The following is an 18,705-nucleotide window of genomic DNA, read 5'->3' on the forward strand; positions in this document are numbered from 1 at the left end:
CCTAGTTGGGTCCACAAGCCTCGCCGTATGCTCCGGCTGGCAGTTCCCAGTTGTCCGTGTGTATGGGGCCGTTGTATTCGTGATCCAGTGCCAGGCGGACCAGTGCGGGGTCGTAGTTCGCGACCGGCACCTCGCGAACGAGATCCTCCCAACTGCGGTCACTCCGAATCGTATGGTCGAAGTCCTTCTCGTATCCGACGACCTTATCGAAACGGGCCGGGTCCATGTCACGCACTGCGGCCGCCTGCTTGGCGGACGAGAAAATGCAGATCATGCAGCTGGCCCGGGAGAATCCCAGGCGATAGCAGGGGTGAGGGACGATGCCGTGCCTTTGGATAATTCCCCAGACGTCCTCTTCGCTCCAGTCGATGATGGGACGCCAGTGGGTTACGTGCCGTCTGGCGATGGGGCCGGGCGCATGACAGCGGTGCGGCTCGCTCTTGGCGTAGCGTGATCGTGCCGTCGATTCCTGCCGGCGCTCTCCTGTGACGACGAGGATCCTCCGCCCCTTGAATCTGTCCTGTCCTGCCAGCGCGGCGGAGAAGACGTCTATCTTCGCTACCGCGGAGCACCACCGCACTCGAAGATCGGCGGATACGGCCGGCCACCGACGACGCGTGGCGATCTTGCCTCTGAGGCCGCCACTCGTTCCGGTCCCGCCTGGGGTCTCGTAGATGACAGGCTTGGTCCGGTCCTGATCCTTGACCATCTCCGCCTCGATGCCGCCTTCTCGCCAGCTATGGTAGATGGGCAACCCGAGATGTCCGGCGAAGGCGTTGCAGTAGGCCTTGGTGCAGGGCCAGTCGAAGAAGTTGTCACCGCCGCCGTCGACATCGTGATGCCATAGCTCCGGGCGGATGCCGATCTCGATCAGGCTGAGGACGCATGCGATGCTGTCCTTCCCCCCGCTGAAGGCGACGATGACATCGTCGTATTCCGTCGGATCTATCTCGGCTGCTTCGAGGTCGGATAGATCCTGTCCGGCCCCGTCTGCGATGAAAGCGAAGGCCGGCTGGTGCATCTATTTTCCCTTCTTCAGTCCTGAATCTCTTCCTGCGTCCTTCCGAGGAAGTGGATCACGAGATAGGCCGAGGCGAGCATCCAGATTGCGAAGCAGGCAATGACTGCTACGATTCCGTGTGCGTATAGTCTCGAGCTGATCTCTATCATGCCGATGATGAGAGGCATGGCGAGGCTCATGGAGGCGATTACGAGGCCTATCGAATTGATGGTCCGAGGTGTCATGTCGGTCGGAAACCGTATTTGCTGATGACACCTGCCAGGCCCGATCCGCTGCCGCGCTCGAGCGCACGGAACGACCAGCCGGAGGGCTCTCTTGCGATCTCGCAGAATTCGATCGCGGTGAAGCTCGAGGCGTCTTCCGACAGATCGTAGGATGCGAGCTCCTGTCCGTCGTCGGACATGATCCTGACATAGGCTCCGTTGACCTGACCGAAGTTCTGGTTGCGAGCGGATGCGTGATGGATGGAGACGACGACCAGCATCTTCTCGATATGAGAGGGGATGCGCGAGAGGTTGATGTCGATCTTCTCGTCATCGCCGGACTTGTCACCGATCGTCTCATCCCCGTAATGGATGAGCGCGCCGCCGTGGACTGTCCGATGGCCCTTCTTGTAGCAGCACAGGTCCTGCATCTCGTGGCACTGTCCGTCGCTCGAGAGGAGCAGCACCGATGTGTCGAGATCATGGGATGGCCCGTCCGACCTTTTGTGGTCCCATCCTACGCCGACGATGATCTTGTCCCTGCCACCGAGATCGAGGAGGCTCTTCTGCTTGCTGTCTTTCATGATATTCCTCCTGTCGGATTCAGGCGCTGAGCATTGCCTTGAGGCCTTCGCGGTACCATCCGCCGTCGACCTTCAGGCGCCAGTCGCCCTTGTTGTAGAATTCAGCGATGGCAACGGCGCCCTCGCCCCTGCTGGGCAGGGGCAGATGACCACGGGGGTCGTCGATCGTCGCGAGGATGTTCGGCATCACGGAATTCGAGGTGTAGGCTCCCAGAGTGTATCTCACGCCGGAGTCCATGAGGTTCGTCCTGATCGTGACCTTCTGGCCGTTCTCGTATCGGTCGATGCTGTATGGCTCCTGCGGGCCGGCATGAACGAGATCGCTCCGATCCTGTCCACGCGCGATGAGGAGGATCTCGTGGTCTCCGGGCGAATCGATCAGCAGGACCACCTCGGCAGCCGGCAATGGGAGCCTCTCGCCCTGTTGGAATTCCCGGCCAATGTCTGTCTCGCCTTCGTTCATTGTCCGCGCTCTTCCATTTCCCGCATGATCTGGTCGATGTTGTCACTGCTCATCGGTGGGTCATCGGATACGGGGGGCGGAGTGAAGGCGCTCGCAGGCCTGTCGCCGTTCTCTCCGTCTCCGCTGAACGCCCAGATCGCACCTCCGATGAGAAGCAGCGCGACCACGACCGCGATGATGATGTTCCTGATATTCATGCAGCCTTCTCCAGTATGGGCCGCTCGAACGCAGAGAAGAGCGGGCCGGATAGCTTCAACGTAGTCATCGCCCTGGTGACGGCGACATAGAGCAGATGGAATTCTTGGTCGTATTCGACCTGGGTGATCTTGTGCTCGACACGCCGTGCTTCCAGCTCGGCGGGCGTGGGAAAGTCGTCGAGCAGGATGACGTGCTCGGCCTCCAGCCCCTTGGCCTTGTGAGCCGTCGAGAGAACGATGGCCGCGCCGCCACGGTGCGGGCTGTGCAGCTGCCGCAGTCTCTGGATTATACCGATCAGGGCATCACCGTATTCCTTGACGATCTTGACCAGCCGCCTGACCTCGGGATCATCGTCGTCCTCGGAATCGGCGACCATGTCATCCCAGTGATAGTAGCTCTGGATCATGGGATCCCTGATTTCCCTGCGATCGCCTTTCGACAGGGCCAAGGCGGAGAGGAGCTGGGTGGCTATCGTCTCGAAGCCTCCGATCACGTGGAAGGGGACCTTGATGGACACGAGGCCTTCGAAGATCCTCGAGTTCGTGCGCGCGAGAATCAGGGATTCACGTGGCGCGCTGCCCGTGTATTCCTCGATCTCCGTGACATGGCCGGGTTTTCCTTTCAGCTTCCAGTCCGGCGGATCCATGGTGTAGCTCAGAATATGGTTGGCAACGGCATCCACGGGAGCCCCGAAACGCCAGCTCTGCGAAAGCGGAAGGCGGGGTGCATCCACCTCCGACATCGCGTCGATTGAGCCTCTGAAGGCATAGATGGACTGTTTTCGGTCGCCCACCATGATGACAGGGCGACCCGACTTCTGGACGAGACTGAGAAGGATGGGATTGAGGTCCTGGGCCTCGTCGACGAGGATGTAGTCGTATTCGGACCCCATGCCGCCGGTCATCTCGAGGTTCTTGAGATAGCAGTCATGCGTGAAGGGGAGACTGCCCTCCTCGTATTTCACGAACGCCAGGACGGCCTTGGCGATGATCGGCATCACTCGCTCGCGTGTCGACTTGGGCGCGAATTCGAGTTCGCAGTGCTGCTCGGTCAGTGTGCTACCGGCGCTGTTCGTGAAATTGTGGATGCCCGCGACGATGCACTTCATCATCCTGTCTTCGGACATGAAGGGGTTCTCGAGCGAGAAGTCGGCTTCACGGACATGGTTCTTCCGGATCCTGCCGACGAGACGGGACTTGTAGCGCGCTACGTTCTGGGCGCGGTAGGCGTAACCATGCGCTGTCATGGCGTCGATGTTATCGGGGAATCTGGTCTGCGCTTCCTTGGCGATCGCGGCGTTGTAGGAGATGTAGAGGCCGCGTTTCCTCCATTTGCGTGCATATTGCGTCAGAAGGGTCGTCTTGCCCGTTCCCGCACCGGCTTCCACGACGAGGGGGCTGACGGGCTCGTGATCGAGTATCGCCTTCATCTCGTCCGTAAGGACTAGCCCGGGAGCGGCTGGTATCTCGCGTGCGAGGTCTATCATGATTGCTCCCGTTCTAGGATGGTTTGACGCTTTTTCCCAACGGCAAGATCAGGAATCGAAGCTGCTCGCGAAGTATTCCAGCTCTTCAGAGGCGCTCTCGTCTCCGTCGGAACCGTGGATCGAGTTGCGGCGGAAATCCTCGGCGTATTTCCCGCGGAGGGTGTCGGGACCGGCTTCTGCGATGTTGGTGGGACCCATGAGCGCCCGGAAGTCCGCAGGAACGGTATCGGTGGGACCGCTCAACTGCATCAGAACGACCGGACCGGAGATCGTGAAATCTACGAGATCCGCGAAATGGCTGCGATCGGCATGCTCACGATACAGCCATTCCGCCTGCTCGCGCGTCAGCGTGAGTTCCTGGCGGCGATCGACGGAGAAGCCGGCGGCCTCGATGTCGGCGATCATCTGGGCGGTGACGCCTCGTGCGACCGCACAGGGCTTTATCATCCCGAAGGTGTTCTTCATGTCTTGTCTCCTTATCGATAGATGCCGGTGAGGACGTCCGTCGCCCCGACAGGGTTCTTGGCCTCGGGATCGGCGGCGATGACGGCTGTGACGATCTCGTCCCAGTGCGTGGCTATCTTCTCCCACCCTGGAACGCCTGACAACTCCGTCATGCGGGGTGCCCATTCGGGAATCCTGTCGATGAGCAGAATTACGCGCCGGAGGTCGTCGTAGTCGTGAGGATGCGATGGACGCGTTTCGACATCGCTCATATGGTGAGCCACGTATTCCGAGGAGAGACCTCGCTCTCCGTTGTGGAGCCAGTCCCCGAGACGCTCCTCCACGGTTCCTCCCGCGCGCCTCCGGGCCCGATCCTCGCTGAGTGAGAGCCCCATGCCCATGTAGAGCTTGCCCGAGCCGCACTCGGGACAGGTGATGGATTTCATGGAGGATACCCAACGCTCGACTGGCACATCGACCTCCATCTCGGCGGTGAAGGGGTGATGGCATTCCTGGCATCGCATCCCGGTGATCTGGAACGAGCGGACGCCGTCGGGATATTCCCGATAGATCTTGCTGGGATCCATACCGGGCAGTCGTTTTGTCATCTCAGGCGGTCTGTTCATACGATCATCCCATGCTTCATGAGTAGTTCTATGCCCTCGTCTGCAGAGCGAAATACTGCGTAGGGCACGCTCTTTTCCTTGCACCAGGCCTCGAAGTCCTTCTGGCCGTCATGCTGACTACCCGTCTTCGACTTGGCCTCCAGAGCCAGTGATCCATCGGCAGCAAGGAACAGATAGTCGGCCGTCCCGACGATCATGCCCATGGCCTTCGCTGCCGCATAGATAGTCTGTGCTACCTTGTTGCGATTCCAGCCGATCTCGTTCGGAACGTGCGTCCAGACGCACCTTGTCCTGCCATCGAGTTCGAGCGCCCGGAGACGATTCGCGAACTCGATGCAGACATCCTGTTCGGGGTGACCCTTCGCGGATCTGCTCTTGAACGGCCGCCAGGACATGAGGCGCACGACATTAAGGCTCGGCATGCCGGCACCTCCTCATGATGAATTTCTGCTGTGTTAGGTCTGGAGGCCCATTTCCGGCCCCTGGAAACCGGGTCCGCCGAAATGCTTGCCGGGCGCGGGAAGAAGCAGCTGCTTCGCCTGTGCCGGTGCGTTCTGTTCGGCGCTCCGTCGCCCTGCACCGCTCATCTTCATGATGATGCTGGCCATGTTCATTGCGCCCATCTTCATTCCTGCGGCGCTGAACATCGACGATTTACCGGGCTGCATCGCATCGCGGGCTGCAGAGAATCCAGGCCTCGAGGTTCCCCGGACTTCTTGGAATATCTGACTCTTGTTCTTGAGGTCGACGTTTCCGGCGATCTCGCTCATGACCTTGCGCATGTGCTTGGTCTTGGCCCCCTCGCGCCATGATGCGTTGTAGTCATCGGCCACTCGCGTCGCGCCCTTCACGAAGACGCCGAGCAGCTTGGCTCCGTCCATGTCTCTTTCTTCGGCGAGGATCTGGTCGGTGCCCTTGCGCCGCAGCTCACGCTGTCGGTGCTCGCTGTCACCCATCGCAATGCGCATGTTCGAGAGTTCCCGCTCGCGACCTCGCGCATCGTTCTCATGGAGGTATTTCTTGACCTGCGTAGTGACGCGCTGCTGTTCGCCCGCCAGGCCTTCGACCGCCTTGTTGGGGTCCTTCTCGAGAATGAGGGACTCAGCACGCGAGATCAGGCCCTTGTCAGCGGGCTTGCCGCTGAATTCCTGCCATTTCTTCTTCGCGTTGGTGGGATCGTCCGCATAGAGGTAGGCGAAGAGCTTCTCGGCCGTGGCTTCCGACTGGAACGCGACTTCACGCTCGGTCGGATCGGTCTTGTTCTTGTAGCCCCAGAGACCGCCTTCGATCATGTCGTGCATGAGGCCCTCGACGCGTTCACGCGTCTCGGAGTTCATCTTGCCGAAGGTATCGTTCTTGGGAGCCTCGCCCTCCGCGGGGCCCTCTTCGTTCTGGTTGTCCGACATGCCTTATGCGCTCCTGAAAAATGTTTCAGCGCATTGTAGGATGAAGACGCAGTATTTTGCAAGCAGCAGGGCGACCTTAGGCCGCCCTGCTAGGAGTGGTGGTGCCGCCGAACATCATGTCGATGATCTCGGCTCTCTGCTGGTCGTACCAGTCGAGGTAGGGCACGATCTTGGCGGGCACCTCGATACCGGCGTGAGCCTGTCCGAGTGCGCTGTCATCAGCGGGAAACCCCGGCAGGATGCGCATCTCGACCTTCTGTTCCTCGACGGCGTTCTTGAGGTAGAACATGGCCTCTTCGGGTTTCACGTACAGCCTCCGGCCGACTTCGAAATACCAGATGATGCCACGCCTGTCCGCTCCTGCAGACAGCAGGACGCGAGCCACCTCGTTCATGACGGTATAGCTAGCGCTCTTCTTCCTGAACATGCCGGGCTTGAAGGACCTGTTGTGGCGCCTGAGTGCGGCGTGCGGCTCGGTCCCGATGCGCATGGTCTCCCTGCAGAGCTCCAGGATCTCGTCGCGAGGCGCGATCTGGTCCTTGATGTCCTCGGGCATGCACATGGCATAGAGGAATTCCTCGTGCTGAAGATACTTGTCCTGCGAGCGAAGGAAGCGCTTCAAGGCGGGACCGGCGGCCCAGAACATGACCAGCGCCATATCGATCGCTTGGTTCATGGTCCGACGGTCCGCGCGGCTCATGGTCATTCCCGTGGGCCTCGCCGCACGGAATGCGATGAAACCCAATACAAGTGCGGCGATTGACGCCGCGTTCGGCGAATGCACAAGTCCGATCAGGAATCCGGTCAGAGCGCCCAGCAGGGTCGCGATGATTCTCGTCATTTCGGTTCTCCGGCGCTTTCGCGCCTTTTCCTTTCATCTAGCGTATCACGCAGATGAAATAACCCGAATACCCTTATGTGATGTTCCGGACGAGATGCGCTGCGAGCATTTCGATGTCCGGGCCGCAACCCGATCGCGTGTCACCGAGGATGCGGCCATAGTTCCTGCTCACCGCGCAGGCGTAGTTGGCGCCGCGCCAGCCGGTCCTGCTGTGGTAGGCAGATACGGCCCTGGACCAGTTGCCGAACTCGCGACGGAGCTCCAGGAGATGGTATGCCGCATAGTCGGCATTGGTCTGCGGGTCGATGAGACTCTTCCAGTCCGCGAACCGGTGGGCATGCCACTTGAGATTGACCTGGGCACAGCCGATGTCGATCGAGGATCTCGAGCCGTAGCGATTGACGATGGAGACGATCTCCTGCGGATCCTTGGCGTAGTGCGCACGGCCCTGGATGTTCATCGCCCATGGATAGGGCTGCCCTTCGCGTCCGCTCTCCGTGATAGCGATGGCCCGCAACATGTAGGGCGGGATGCCGTATTTGCGTTCCGCATTGGCAATGGCCGTGTTGCAGTCGCTGTTGGAGACGAGAGGCGCCGATGTGTCGATGCTGGCTTCGATCTCCTTCTGGACCGCCGCATCCGGTTGCTCGGATGAGCGAGCAATGCCTGCCACGATGTCTCTCACCTCGGAGGGGTCCGTCACGTAGATCTCGCCCTGTTTCGGATCATTGCCTGGCTGGGTCGAGGTGCGCCAGTCGGATCCCAGCGGCTTGAAGTTCTCCTCCGCGGGCAGATGAAGGACCTGAGCCTGGGCCTGTTCTATGCCGGGCACTCCCTTGAACTGGGCGTGCGCGGCTACGGCCATCGTGACGAAGGCGCCGGCGGCGATCGATACTGCAGTCAGTGTGCGCATTTTTTCACCAGTCTCTCGGCCAGGGTCGTGACCCGGTTGGCAGCGTCCTCGCGGTTCAGGGAGGTCCTGAGGGCTCTCCTCTGCCCCACGAACACGCAGATCTTCTTAGCTCTCGTCATGCCCGTGTATATCAACGGACGCTTGTTGAGGGTGTAATGGGTCCCGGTCATGGGAATGATCACGACCTGGAATTCCGACCCCTGGCTCTTGTGTATGGTCAATGCGTAGGCAAGTGTCAAATTACCGAGAGCTGATCCTGAAAATCCGACGATCTTGTCTCCGAAGTCGACGTGGGTATCGGTGACCTTGCCTTCGGAATCGGTCTCGATCTCGATGATCTTCCCCGTGTCGCCGTTGAAGATGTTGAGGTCGTAGTCGTTCTCGAGCTGGATCACCCGGTCACCGACCATTCCCATCATCTTGTCGGAAAGATGGACGGAGGGCCCTTTCGGGTCGGGGCCGTGGATCGTCTCCTGGACGATGCGATTGAGGTTCAGGGTTCCGACGTCACCCTGCTTTCCGGGACTGAGGATCTGGATGCTCCCGGGATCCATGTCCTTGCTCGCGAGATAGCGCGGCATCTTGTCGACATACATCTCGCGGATCCGCTCGGCGACCTGTCGTGGATCGTCTATGTCGATGAAGACGAGCTCCCCGGCGCCCGGTCGACTCATCTCGGGCATCCTGCCGTTGCGGATGGCATCGGCTCCGAGTGCGACCTGGGATCCTTCGCTCTGCCTATAGATGTCGGTCAGCCTGGTCGTCGGAACGACGCCGCTCTGCATGAGATCGCGCAGGACGCAACCGGGACCCACCGAAGGTATCTGCTCCACGTCACCTACCATGAGGACGTTGGAGTCTCCCCATGCCTCGGTCAGGTCCCTCGTGATGAGGATGTCGGGCATGGAGCTTTCGTCTATCGCGAGATGCCCTGCATCCAGAGGATTGGACCTGTTCCGCAGGAAGGAATTGGATTCGGGCTCGAACTCGAGGAGGCGATGGATCGTCTTACCCTCCACGCCCGTGACCTCGCTGGCCCGCTTGGCGGCCTTCCCTGTGGGGGCCGCGATCTGGAGAGGACTGCTGATCCTCTTTGCGCGGCACAGCGATCGCCATGCCATGATGACGACCCTGAGAGTGTGCGTCTTGCCGGTTCCGGGTCCACCGGTGAGGATGGAGATCGGTTCGCATATTCCGGCGATGGCGGCGGAACGCTGCTTCTCGTTCAGCGTGCCCGAGCTTTCGGCGATGGCCGCGTCGACGGCCGCCGTGGCCTCCTCCCGGGTGAAGATCGAGGGCTGCTTGAGCTTGAGGGCGACGTTGCGCGCGACCCTCTCTTCTGCATCGTCCAGCCTGACGAGCGCCCAGGTCCTGTTGCCCCTGATCGAGTTCTGCTTGATGGCCTTGTCGGCCATATGGTCGATCTGGTCCTCGATGAGGTCCTGGTCGACGTAGATCATGTCCTCGACCGTCGAGAGCAGGGTCTGATGATACATGGCCGTATGGCCGTCCATGGACGCGATGCGCAGGGCCTCGATGATCGCGGCCTTGATCCTTTCGGGAGAATCCTTCGATATCCCAGCTGATCGCGCGATCTTGTCGGCGGTGGAGAAGGCGATCCCCTTGATGTCGGTGATGAGCTGGTAGGGTCGTTCGGACAGCATCGCCTGCGTCCCGACCCCGTATTTTTCCATGATCTTGTTCTGGACTGCACCCCCGATGCCGTATCCGGAGAGCATCGTGCCGATCTCGGCCTCCCTCATCCTGTGCTCCAGGGCGGGTGCGGCGGTTTCTATGGTCTTCCTTCCGGCGATCGCGATGGCGTCCTCGTGCCGCTCCACGATCCGTGCCAGGGTGTCGAGACCGAACTGCGCGACGAGTTTCTCGGCCCGCACCTTGCCGATACCGGGGATCTTCGCCTTGGCGAGCCATGTGGCCATGCCCTTCTCGGTCTGGGGCAGCGTCTTGCGCGCGCTGTTGACCATGAGGACGTCTCCCCGGTCGCCACGCCGCCACTTGCCCTCGACGACGATCTCGTCGCCCTCCTCCATGTCGGCAGGCATGACCTTGCCGCCGAGGACCACACGTTCACCCCTCTGATCGTGCGCGGAGATCATGCGATAGCCGTCGTCGGCCGGCCCGAAGAGGAAGGACAGCACAGTGACGCGCATCTCTGTTTGCTGTTGCATCTGCATGCCTCCTTCTAGGACTGAATGTTCCCTTTCCCAAATTCGATTTTCCATCCTATAAACCCGAGATGAGCCAGAATGCGATCCACCATAGGGGACGATCATGAAGACTGACGAGGGAACTAACGGGCGTTCCGGAGAGAGAAGCGAGCGCTTCCCCAACCGGATGTTCAAATACAATCGAGCCAACCTCTCCTACCAGGAGATGTTCGAGCGTCGTCGCGAGGAGGGCGACCTGTTCGCGGTCTTCCAGAACGACATGGGCGAGATCAGGGTGGAATACGCCCGGGTGGAGGATTACGACGAGTTCGCGTTCGAGCAGATCGAGCGCTCGTCGGCCTCGCAGCGCCGCGGCCTGACCGCCGAGGACGTCTATCTTCTGATCGGCTGCACCATGATGAGCCGCATCCACGGATACGAATTCGACAACTTCGTGCATCTGCTCGATCATGAGCTCAAGCAGCGCTTCGACATGCGCAAGGTCATCGAATGGACCAATATGAACAAGGCGTTCTTCAGCTCTCCGGCGGAGGACGCCGTCCTGGCGGACGCAGAGGACCAGGCGAGCCTGCATGAGGAATACGCGAGGGTCGGCGGCGCCGGCACCGGTGCCCTGTGACGAGGCCGCTTCCCCTGGCCATCCTGGCCCTGGTGTTCATGTGGCTGGCGACCAACGTCGAGACGGTGTGGATCTGGGTCCTTAATGTGGTTGTCCTCGCAGCCCTCGTCGCGCTGATCATAGGAATGCGGTTCCGTGACATGTATACCGGACCCAAGACTTTGTCCGACGACGTGATGTCGGTGAGCCGCAGAGTGATGCGGGACGAGGGCGGTGAGGCCGACCGGATCGCCTACCTCAAGGAACTCGAGGAAGAGGGCGAGGAGCGGCACCGCACGATCGAGGATGCGCTGGACTACGAGCCTGATAGCACCGGAACAAGAGACATCGACCGGTCCGAGCGTGACCGGTCAAGGACGGGGTCTAAGAATCATGAATAGCATCTGCGCTTTGCCGGGATCCGGCTCCAGTTGGCGTATCTCGAAGGTCATCAAGTCGTTGATGGTCATGATGGCGCTTGTCTCCTCCCTTCTTATGTCTTCGGCCGCGATGGCGCAGGACGACGGTGGGGGCGGAGGGTTCGGTCTGCCCGGGCTCGATGACATCGAGTATTTCTTCGTCGGGGAGAACACGGAGAGCTTCGATGCCCGCAGGCAGGGCGCGAGAGCATTGCTCGATAGCTATGATTGCGTCGCCTGCGAGATCTTCGATGAATTCTCGTCGGCCGTGTTCAACGGCATGTCCAGAGTGGATGCGGAAGGTCCGAGCCTGATCCCCGTAGTAGTGGGATTCGCGCAGGTCTTCGCGTTGTTCTATCTCGGAAGCGCGTTCGTATCGGGTGATGCCAGCGATCTCACCGGTCGCTGGCAGGTGTTCTGGAGGCTGTGCCTTGCGGTCGCGGCGGCATCAGCGGTTCTCGCTGCGCCCGTCACGATCATGTGGGACTATGTCTACAGCCTGTTGTTCTCGATAGGAACGGGGGTCGTGAACATAGTAGGTGGAGCGGGCACTGGCTGTACATCGGGCAGTTCGATATCCGTGTCCGGTGTGCCGGACGGTGCGAGGTATGCTCTGGAGAACATGTCCACGACCGTGTGCGGTGCCTATGAGATGACGCTCGACGGAATCGCCAACGGAATGGCCATCATGACGCAGAAGAGCGGCGTGGTGAATACGCTCGCCTACATCTTCACCGGCATGTTCGTGGTGCTGATCTACGGCTTCCTGGCGATCACCTTCCCGCTTCGCTTCATCGACGTCGTCATCCGACTGGCGATCGTGAGCATCGTCACTCCGATCCTGATCGTGTGTCTGGTGTTCAAGCCCACGCGCGGATACTTCTCGATCGCGGTATCGAACGTGCTCAATGCGACGGCTCAGTTCGCCATCCTCTCGATCATCTTCCGGATCGGCAGCCAGGTCTTCACCACGATGACCGACAAGGTGATTGCGGCTGCTGCCGAGACGGATCTCGAATTCACCGAGGTGATCGTCCAAGGGCTCGTCCTGATCGGCGTCGCCGTTGTCTTCAACGGGATCGTCAAGTCCGTGCCTGCGATCGCAGCTGAGTTCTCGCGCTCCTCGGGCGGCGGAATGGATGCTGGCGGAAATGCCGCGGTCGGAATGGTCGGCCGGGCTGCGACGATCGTCGTCAGCGGCGCTGGTGCGGGCGTCGGTGTGGCAGCGATGCGTGGCAGGGCCATGGCAGGCGCCGCTCGCGGTGCCGCTGCCGGAAGTCAGACGGGAAGGGGCGTCACGCAGTCCTGACCCGACTTCCGATCGTGACAAGGAAAAGGGCGCCCGGATATTCCGAGCGCCCTTTTTTTCTGTTCAGCCTATTTCGAAGGTCTGCGAGGATTCCGGCGGAATGTCCGATATGAATCTGCTGGCGGACGCCGGCTTCTGGAAGCGCTCACCGGTGGAGGTGATGCATAGACGCTCTCTCGCGCGGGTTATGAGGACGTATGCGCACCTGCGCTCCTCATCCAGGGCATTCCCTTTCTCCTGAAGGGCCTGCCAGCTGGGAAGGACGTTCTCCTCCCATCCGACACCCAGCACCAATGGCCACTCCAGACCTTTTGCGGCGTGGATGGTGCCCACCCATACTGCATCCTCCTTCTTCGCCCGTCCGTCCTCGGTCAGTCCGAGATGCTCGACGAGTTCGAGAGGCTGCTTGTCGGCGCCGATGGTGAAGAGATCGGTGATGTTGTCGATTCGCGTCTTCGCCGTCTCGTAAAGGCTGGTTTCCCCGGCTTCCTTCGCCTCTTCTGCCTGGCGACGCAGATCATCCATGTATCCGGAATCGTTCAGCACCTTTTCGAGAACCTCGGCCGCAGTCCCTCCGCGCCAGAACATCTTGTTCGCGTCGCGAATGGCTTCGACGAAGCCCCCCAGCTGCTCGGGAACGTCGCCGTGCAGGGTCTTGCCGACCGTGTGATTGCGGGCGATGTCGAGGAGCGTCATGTGAGCGCGCATCTCACGTGCGTGCTCCGAGGCCTCCACGATACGTTTGACGGCCATGTCTCCCATCCCGCGCTTGGGGACGTTCACGACGCGTTCGAAGGCGCTGGAGTCGTCGGGATTGGCTGCCAGACGGAGATAGGCCATGGCATCCCTGATCTCAGCCTTGTCCTGGAAGCGCCTGCCCCCCGAGAGGACGTAGGGTATGCCGGCAAAGGTCATCTTCTGCTCGATGATGTTCAGCACATGGCTGGCACGCGAGAGGATGGCGATGTCGCTCGGCTTCATGCCGTTGTCGAGATTCTGACGGACGGTGTCGAGAAGCCACTTCGCCTCGTCGTCGGCATTGAGGAAGTCGTAGATCTCGACCTTGTTTCCCTTGTCCGCACTGGTGAAGAGTGTCTTGCCGAGACGCTTTTCGTTTTTGTCGATGACGGCATTCGCCACATCGAGGATGTGACCGGTGGAGCGGAAATTCTGCTCAAGCCTGATGACGCGGACGTCCTCGAACTGGTCGGGGAACTCGAGGATGTTCTCGATGCGGGCGCCGCGCCAGGAGTAGAGCACCTGGTCATCGTCTCCGACCACGGCGAGATTCGGGTTGTTGTAGGCGATCTGCTGAAGCCAGGCGAACTGTAGACCGTTCGTGTCCTGGTATTCGTCGACGAGAATGTGCCTCCACTTGCTCGCGAAGATCTCGGGGTCCACGATGCCGTTGTAGAACGCCTCCGTCACGATCGAGATGAGATCCGTGAAATCGAGGACACCGTCCTCGGTCTTGGTCTTCTCGTATTGTGCGTAGATGTTGTAGATGGCCGGATCGGCATTGTTGATGATCTGACCCTTCTCGGCCGGATTGCCGCGGACGTTCTCGATGAAATCGATCGTGGCGTCGATCAGATCCTTGTCGACGTTCTTGCCGTAGATCGCCTTTCCGAGCCTGCGCACGAGACGCTTCTGGTCATCGGAATCCATGATGACGTAGTCCTGCTTCACACCGAAGAGGTCGTAGTGCTCGCGGAGCATCCGGGCGCAGATGGAGTGGAAGGTGCCGACCTGCATGCCTGCGAGATCGTCCACACCGAGCTTGCGCTTGAGACGGGTCTGCAACTCACGGGCCGCCTTGTTCGTGAACGTCACGGCGAGGATCTCCTCGGGCGTGGCGTCGCCGGATGCGATGATATGGGCAATCCTGCTGGTAAGGGCGGTGGTCTTCCCGGTCCCGGCGCCAGCGAGGATGACGACAGGGGATCCGCGATGCTCGACGGATTCGCGCTGGGGCGGCGTCAGTCCCTCCACGATGGCGTTGAGGCGCTCGTTCTCGATCGGATACTGCTCTTCGTCCTCGGGCCAGCCGAATGGATCGTCGTATCCTGCCATCTCGTTTTCCTTCAAAGAATTCTGTTTGTCATGGAGAACCCTGTCGGGCTCAAAAGAAGAAGGCGGAGCCGCACGAAGCGACCCCGCCTTCTCTTTCCCGCAAGCGCGTGATCAGACGAGGGTTTCGGCGAGCCCCGCGTCGATCCGCCGCTGGTGGATCCGGTCGCCGGGCATCTCTCCGAGCGGCCCTTCCTCGGCGCGGTCGAGGGCGTCCCATGCCTTCTCCCAGCTGCCGGTGTGAGCGCCCTTCGAGTATTCCGTCGGACGGGTCTCGAAGAAGTTGGCATGCTCCTGACCGGTCAGCTCGTCGATCCAGGGAAGCGGATGTTCCTCGATGTTGTAGATCGTGTCGAGACCGAGCTGCGCCAAGCGCATGTCTGCGATGAAGCGGACATACTGCTTGTATTCCTCGGGCGTGCCGATCGGAGCCTCGCCGAATTCGAAGGCCTTGTCGATGAAGGCGTCTTCCATGCGCACGTAGTTGCGTGCCGCATCATGGAAGTCCTCCTGCAGCGAGCGGATGTTGATCCCCGTCTCGTTGCACAGGACGTGCAGGAGCTTGATGCCGGCGTTGACGTGGATGGTCTCGTCGCGGATCGACCAGGACACGATCTGCCCCATGTTGCGCATCCGGCCCTTCTTGGGATAGCTGAGCAGCATCGCGAACGAGGCGAACAGCTGCAGGCCTTCCACGAACGCCGCGAAGCAGCCGAGCGTCATGATGAGGTCCTTGAGCGTGTCGGCGTTGTACTGCTTGAGGAAGTCGTGCTTCTCGCGCATCTCCTCGATCTCGAGGAATTCGTGGTAGGTCGAATCGGGCAGCTTGAGGCTCTCGAGGATGTAGCTGTAGGCCTCGATGTGGATGGTCTCGAAGCTCGAGAACACCGCGAGCATGCGACCGACCTCGCCGTTGCGGAACACCTTGGTCAGGATGTTCATGTAGTTGTCGAGCACGTCGACGTCGGCCTGGGTGAACAGGCGGAAGATGTTCATCAGCAGATCGCGCTGCTTGTCGGTGAGGCGCTCCGAGATCGGCGACCAGTCCTTGAGATCCTCGCCCATGGGGAGCTCGCGCGCCATCCAGTGGACGCTCTGCTGGCGATCGCGCATGACCTCGGCCCACTCGTGGTGGAAGGGCTTGTAGGTCTCGCTCTTACGGAAGAGCGGGGTATCGATCTCGGAGACGGGAGTGTCTAGGCTGTAGGTGGTCATGGCTGTTCCTTTCAGTCGATGGAGAGCACGGCCTTCGTCCATGCTTCGATTTCATTGCCGCTCATCTCGGCGGCGAAGGTTGAAGGATCGATGAATCGGATCTCTCCGATCTCGCTGTTCGGCTCGATCTGACCCCTCATTTCGTCATCCATATCGATTTCGGCGACGATGCCGAGGTGGACGCGATCCACGTCCTTGTCCCGGCGCACGATGAGGCCTTTCCAGTGCAGGTCGTCGCCCTCGATCTCGAGGCCGATCTCTTCCCTGATCTCACGGATGCAGGAAAGACGCAGGGTCTGGTCCAGATCGAGGACGCTGTCTTCGTGGACGACGTCCTGCAGATCGATATGGCCTCCGACACCGATCGACGCTTTGCCGTGGAGCCTTCCCTCGTTGCCCTTGTCGGGGCGCACGTAGGTGAGGACGCGACCCTGATACTTCAGGACCACATAGGGGATCAACTGGAGAAGGGAGGCCGAATACGGATGCCCCTCGGCCTTTGGATCGAGTGTCTCGAGATACGGACGATAACCCAGCCAGATATGGCCCCGAGACAGATAGTCGATGGGATCGGTCTCGCGGTAGCCCTCAAAATCAGGATCGGGAATTTCGATGGCGAGAATATGTGCCTGCTTGCTCATTTTGTTTCCTTGATGTAATGAACAGTAAATGACGGGGAAATGAATTGTTGGTTTTTCATTTCCCCGAATTCACAACATTACTATTGACAGGCCTCGCACTCGAAGTACTGCGACTCGTCCTCTTCCTGCGCGGCCATGATGACCGGATTCTGCAGGGTGTTGTCGTCCGCGACGGAACGACGCACGGAGGTGTTCTGGGCGCGCTGTGCAGCCTGCGAACGCAGGTAGTAGAGCGTCTTCACGCCTTCCTTCCATGCCCGGTAGTGCAGAGCGAGCAGACGGGAGATCGAGATGTTCGGCGGAACGAAGAGGTTCGTCGAACTCGCCTGGTCGATGAAGATCGACCGTTCTCGCGCCAGATCGATCAGGTAGCCCTGATTGATCTCGAAGGCGGTCTTGAACACGGCCTTCTCGTGCTCGTCCAGACAGTCGAGGTGCTGGACCGATCCGGTCGGGCTGCCGCTTTCCTCCTCGTTGGCGAGGATCGAGCTCCAGACCTCCTTCGTGTTCTGACCCTTGGATTCCAGGAGCTTCTCCAGCTGCTGGTTGCGGATCGTCTTCGAGCCGTCCAGGGTCTTCGCCGTGAAGATGTTGGCCGGGATGGGTTCGATGCACGGGCTGGCCCCACCGCAGATGGTCGAGATCGACGCGGTGGGCGCGATCGCCATCTTGTTGGTGAAACGCTCCATCATGCCGGCGTCTTCCGCATCCGGGCACGGACCACGCTCTTCGGCGAGTTCGCGGGAGACACGGTCGAGTTCCGTGCGGACGGTCTTGAGCATGCGGTTCTGGTGGCTGACGGCCATCGCCCCCTCGATCGGCAGCATCTTGCTCTGCAGATAGCTGTGGAATCCCATGACGCCGATGCCGACCGAACGCTCGCGGAAGGCGGCGTAGATGGCGCGCCAGAAGCTCTCGGGAGCCCGCTGGATGAAATCCTCGAGCACGTTGTCGATGAAGCGCCCGACGTCGTCGAAGAACTGCTGACGGTGTTCGTCCTTGCTCCACTCGTCGTAGTAGAGGAGGTTGAGCGAGGTGAGGCAGCAGACGGCCGTCCGCCAGTTGCCCAGGTGGTCCGGACCCGTCGGGAGAGTGATCTCCGAGCACAGGTTGGACATGGACACCTTGAGTCCGAGCTTCTTCTGGATCTCGGGACGCAGGCGGTTCACCGTGTCGATGTAGACGATGTAGGGCTCACCGGTCTTGAGACGCTGGTCGATGATCTTCTCGTAGAGCTCGCGGGCGCGGACCTCCTTGAGGACCTTGCCGGTCTTGCGACTGACGAGCTGGTGCATCTTGTCGTCACGGACCTTCATCATGAAGTCGTCGGTGATGCAGATGCCGACGTGCAGGTTGAGCGCACGGCGGTTGATGTCGCCCGACGGGTCGCGGATCATGAGGAAGTCCTCGATCTCGACGTGGTCGATGTGCATGTAGATCGCGGCCGAACCGCGACGGACGTCGCCCTGGCTCACGGCCAGAGTGATCGAATCGGTGACCTTCGCGAACGAGACGGCACCCGAGGTCTTGCCACCGCGGGTCGGTTCGCCGATGCCGCGCAGGCGGTCGAAGCTCGTCCCGACACCGCCGCCCTTGGAGGACAGGTTCGCGCATTCGGTCCATGCCTGGATGATCGAGGGCATGGTGTCGTCGATGTCCTGCAGGAAGCAGCTGATCGGCAGGCCGCGATCGAGGCCGGCGTTGCTCATCACGGGGGTCGCGGGCATCAGCCAGTGACGCGAGATGTAGCCATACATGCGCCGCGCGTGCTCGACGTCGTCGGAGAACCACGAGGCGACACGACGGAAGACGTCCTGCTTGCACTCGTCGATGCCCTTGGCCATGTAGCGGTTCTCGAGAGCATCGGCCCCGGCTTCTGTGAGAAGTTCGTCCCTGTTCTCTTCGAGTTCGATCTGGTCCATGATGTCACGGACACGCATTCCGGTGGGATGCGCGCGCGGAAGGATCGCGTTCTGGTAGCCCTCCGGATCCGCTCGCCTGATCATGTCGACACGTGCTGCGCGGTCCTGCAGCAGTGTTCCGAGCTGTGGTGCGCTCTTGGTCATTGTGTTTCCTTCC

Annotated in this window: 20 protein-coding genes; 3 read left to right on the plus strand and 17 right to left on the minus strand. The window is 60.7% G+C overall.

Annotated features, from left to right (window positions below; genetic code table 11):
* Position 1 precedes the first annotated feature (1 nt).
* From Q0602_RS11615 to Q0602_RS11675, 13 genes are all read right to left on the minus strand, one after another.
* Complete coding sequence (locus Q0602_RS11615; RefSeq protein WP_298843246.1) at positions 2–1,021, minus strand: phosphoadenosine phosphosulfate reductase family protein; 1,020 nt, start codon at positions 1,019–1,021, stop codon at positions 2–4.
* 14 nt (positions 1,022–1,035) lie between these two features.
* A complete protein-coding gene (locus Q0602_RS11620; RefSeq protein WP_298843249.1) occupies positions 1,036–1,188 on the minus strand; it encodes a hypothetical protein in 153 nt (50 codons plus the stop codon).
* 53 nt (positions 1,189–1,241) lie between these two features.
* On the minus strand, positions 1,242–1,808 hold the full coding sequence (locus Q0602_RS11625; protein WP_298843252.1) for a TerD family protein: 567 nt from the start codon (positions 1,806–1,808) through the stop codon (positions 1,242–1,244).
* A 19-nt stretch (positions 1,809–1,827) separates the two neighbouring features.
* Positions 1,828–2,271, minus strand: coding sequence for a hypothetical protein (locus Q0602_RS11630; protein ID WP_298843254.1), 444 nt, complete (start codon positions 2,269–2,271; stop codon positions 1,828–1,830).
* Entirely contained in the window at positions 2,268–2,468 is a 201-nt protein-coding gene (locus Q0602_RS11635; protein ID WP_298843257.1) for a hypothetical protein, read from the minus strand. The genes Q0602_RS11630 and Q0602_RS11635 overlap by 4 nt, the downstream gene beginning before the upstream one ends.
* Positions 2,465–3,955 (minus strand): UvrD-helicase domain-containing protein, encoded by a 1,491-nt coding sequence (locus Q0602_RS11640; RefSeq protein WP_298843260.1) that lies wholly within the window; start codon positions 3,953–3,955, stop codon positions 2,465–2,467. Before Q0602_RS11640 ends, Q0602_RS11635 begins: the two co-directional genes overlap by 4 nt.
* Before the next feature lie 48 nt (positions 3,956–4,003).
* On the minus strand, positions 4,004–4,420 hold the full coding sequence (locus tag Q0602_RS11645; protein ID WP_298843263.1) for a nucleoside-diphosphate kinase: 417 nt from the start codon (positions 4,418–4,420) through the stop codon (positions 4,004–4,006).
* An 11-nt stretch (positions 4,421–4,431) separates the two neighbouring features.
* Positions 4,432–5,025 (minus strand): zinc ribbon domain-containing protein, encoded by a 594-nt coding sequence (locus Q0602_RS11650; RefSeq protein WP_298843266.1) that lies wholly within the window; start codon positions 5,023–5,025, stop codon positions 4,432–4,434.
* Positions 5,022–5,447: a hypothetical protein gene (locus Q0602_RS11655; RefSeq protein ID WP_298843269.1), complete on the minus strand. Its 426-nt coding sequence runs from the start codon at positions 5,445–5,447 to the stop codon at positions 5,022–5,024. Before Q0602_RS11655 ends, Q0602_RS11650 begins: the two co-directional genes overlap by 4 nt.
* A 33-nt stretch (positions 5,448–5,480) precedes the next feature.
* The gene (locus Q0602_RS11660) at positions 5,481–6,431 is read right to left on the minus strand and encodes a hypothetical protein (RefSeq protein WP_298843271.1); all 951 of its coding nucleotides are present in this window, start codon (positions 6,429–6,431) and stop codon (positions 5,481–5,483) included.
* A 76-nt stretch (positions 6,432–6,507) separates the two neighbouring features.
* On the minus strand, positions 6,508–7,272 hold the full coding sequence (locus tag Q0602_RS11665) for a hypothetical protein (protein ID WP_298843274.1): 765 nt from the start codon (positions 7,270–7,272) through the stop codon (positions 6,508–6,510).
* Between the two features lie 73 nt (positions 7,273–7,345).
* On the minus strand, positions 7,346–8,185 hold the full coding sequence (locus Q0602_RS11670; protein WP_298843277.1) for a lytic transglycosylase domain-containing protein: 840 nt from the start codon (positions 8,183–8,185) through the stop codon (positions 7,346–7,348).
* Entirely contained in the window at positions 8,173–10,374 is a 2,202-nt protein-coding gene (locus Q0602_RS11675) for an AAA family ATPase (protein WP_298843280.1), read from the minus strand. Before Q0602_RS11675 ends, Q0602_RS11670 begins: the two co-directional genes overlap by 13 nt.
* Positions 10,375–10,477: 103 nt before the next feature.
* On the opposite strand from Q0602_RS11675, the gene Q0602_RS11680 reads away from it, so the two are divergent.
* The 3 genes from Q0602_RS11680 (at position 10,478) to Q0602_RS11690 (ending at position 12,700) form a co-directional block, all read left to right on the plus strand.
* Positions 10,478–10,993 (plus strand): hypothetical protein, encoded by a 516-nt coding sequence (locus Q0602_RS11680; RefSeq protein ID WP_298843283.1) that lies wholly within the window; start codon positions 10,478–10,480, stop codon positions 10,991–10,993.
* Between the two features lie 38 nt (positions 10,994–11,031).
* A complete protein-coding gene (locus Q0602_RS11685) occupies positions 11,032–11,373 on the plus strand; it encodes a hypothetical protein (RefSeq protein WP_298843285.1) in 342 nt (113 codons plus the stop codon).
* Positions 11,374–11,434: 61 nt separating this feature from the next.
* On the plus strand, positions 11,435–12,700 hold the full coding sequence (locus Q0602_RS11690; RefSeq protein ID WP_298843446.1) for a type IV secretion system protein: 1,266 nt from the start codon (positions 11,435–11,437) through the stop codon (positions 12,698–12,700).
* A gap of 63 nt (positions 12,701–12,763) precedes the next feature.
* On the opposite strand, the gene Q0602_RS11695 is transcribed toward Q0602_RS11690, so the two are convergent.
* The 4 genes from Q0602_RS11695 to Q0602_RS11710 all read right to left on the minus strand — a co-directional run bounded on the left by Q0602_RS11695 (position 12,764) and on the right by Q0602_RS11710 (position 18,692).
* Complete coding sequence (locus Q0602_RS11695; RefSeq protein ID WP_298843287.1) at positions 12,764–14,773, minus strand: ATP-dependent helicase; 2,010 nt, start codon at positions 14,771–14,773, stop codon at positions 12,764–12,766.
* A 111-nt stretch (positions 14,774–14,884) separates the two neighbouring features.
* Entirely contained in the window at positions 14,885–15,985 is a 1,101-nt protein-coding gene (locus Q0602_RS11700) for a ribonucleotide-diphosphate reductase subunit beta (protein ID WP_298843290.1), read from the minus strand.
* An 11-nt stretch (positions 15,986–15,996) separates the two neighbouring features.
* The gene (locus Q0602_RS11705; protein ID WP_298843292.1) at positions 15,997–16,626 is read right to left on the minus strand and encodes a hypothetical protein; all 630 of its coding nucleotides are present in this window, start codon (positions 16,624–16,626) and stop codon (positions 15,997–15,999) included.
* A gap of 80 nt (positions 16,627–16,706) precedes the next feature.
* Entirely contained in the window at positions 16,707–18,692 is a 1,986-nt protein-coding gene (locus Q0602_RS11710) for a ribonucleoside-diphosphate reductase subunit alpha (protein ID WP_298843295.1), read from the minus strand.
* Positions 18,693–18,705 lie beyond the last annotated feature (13 nt).

Source organism: uncultured Salinicola sp., from assembly GCF_937921195.1.
Classification (GTDB): Bacteria; Pseudomonadota; Gammaproteobacteria; order Pseudomonadales; family Halomonadaceae; genus Salinicola.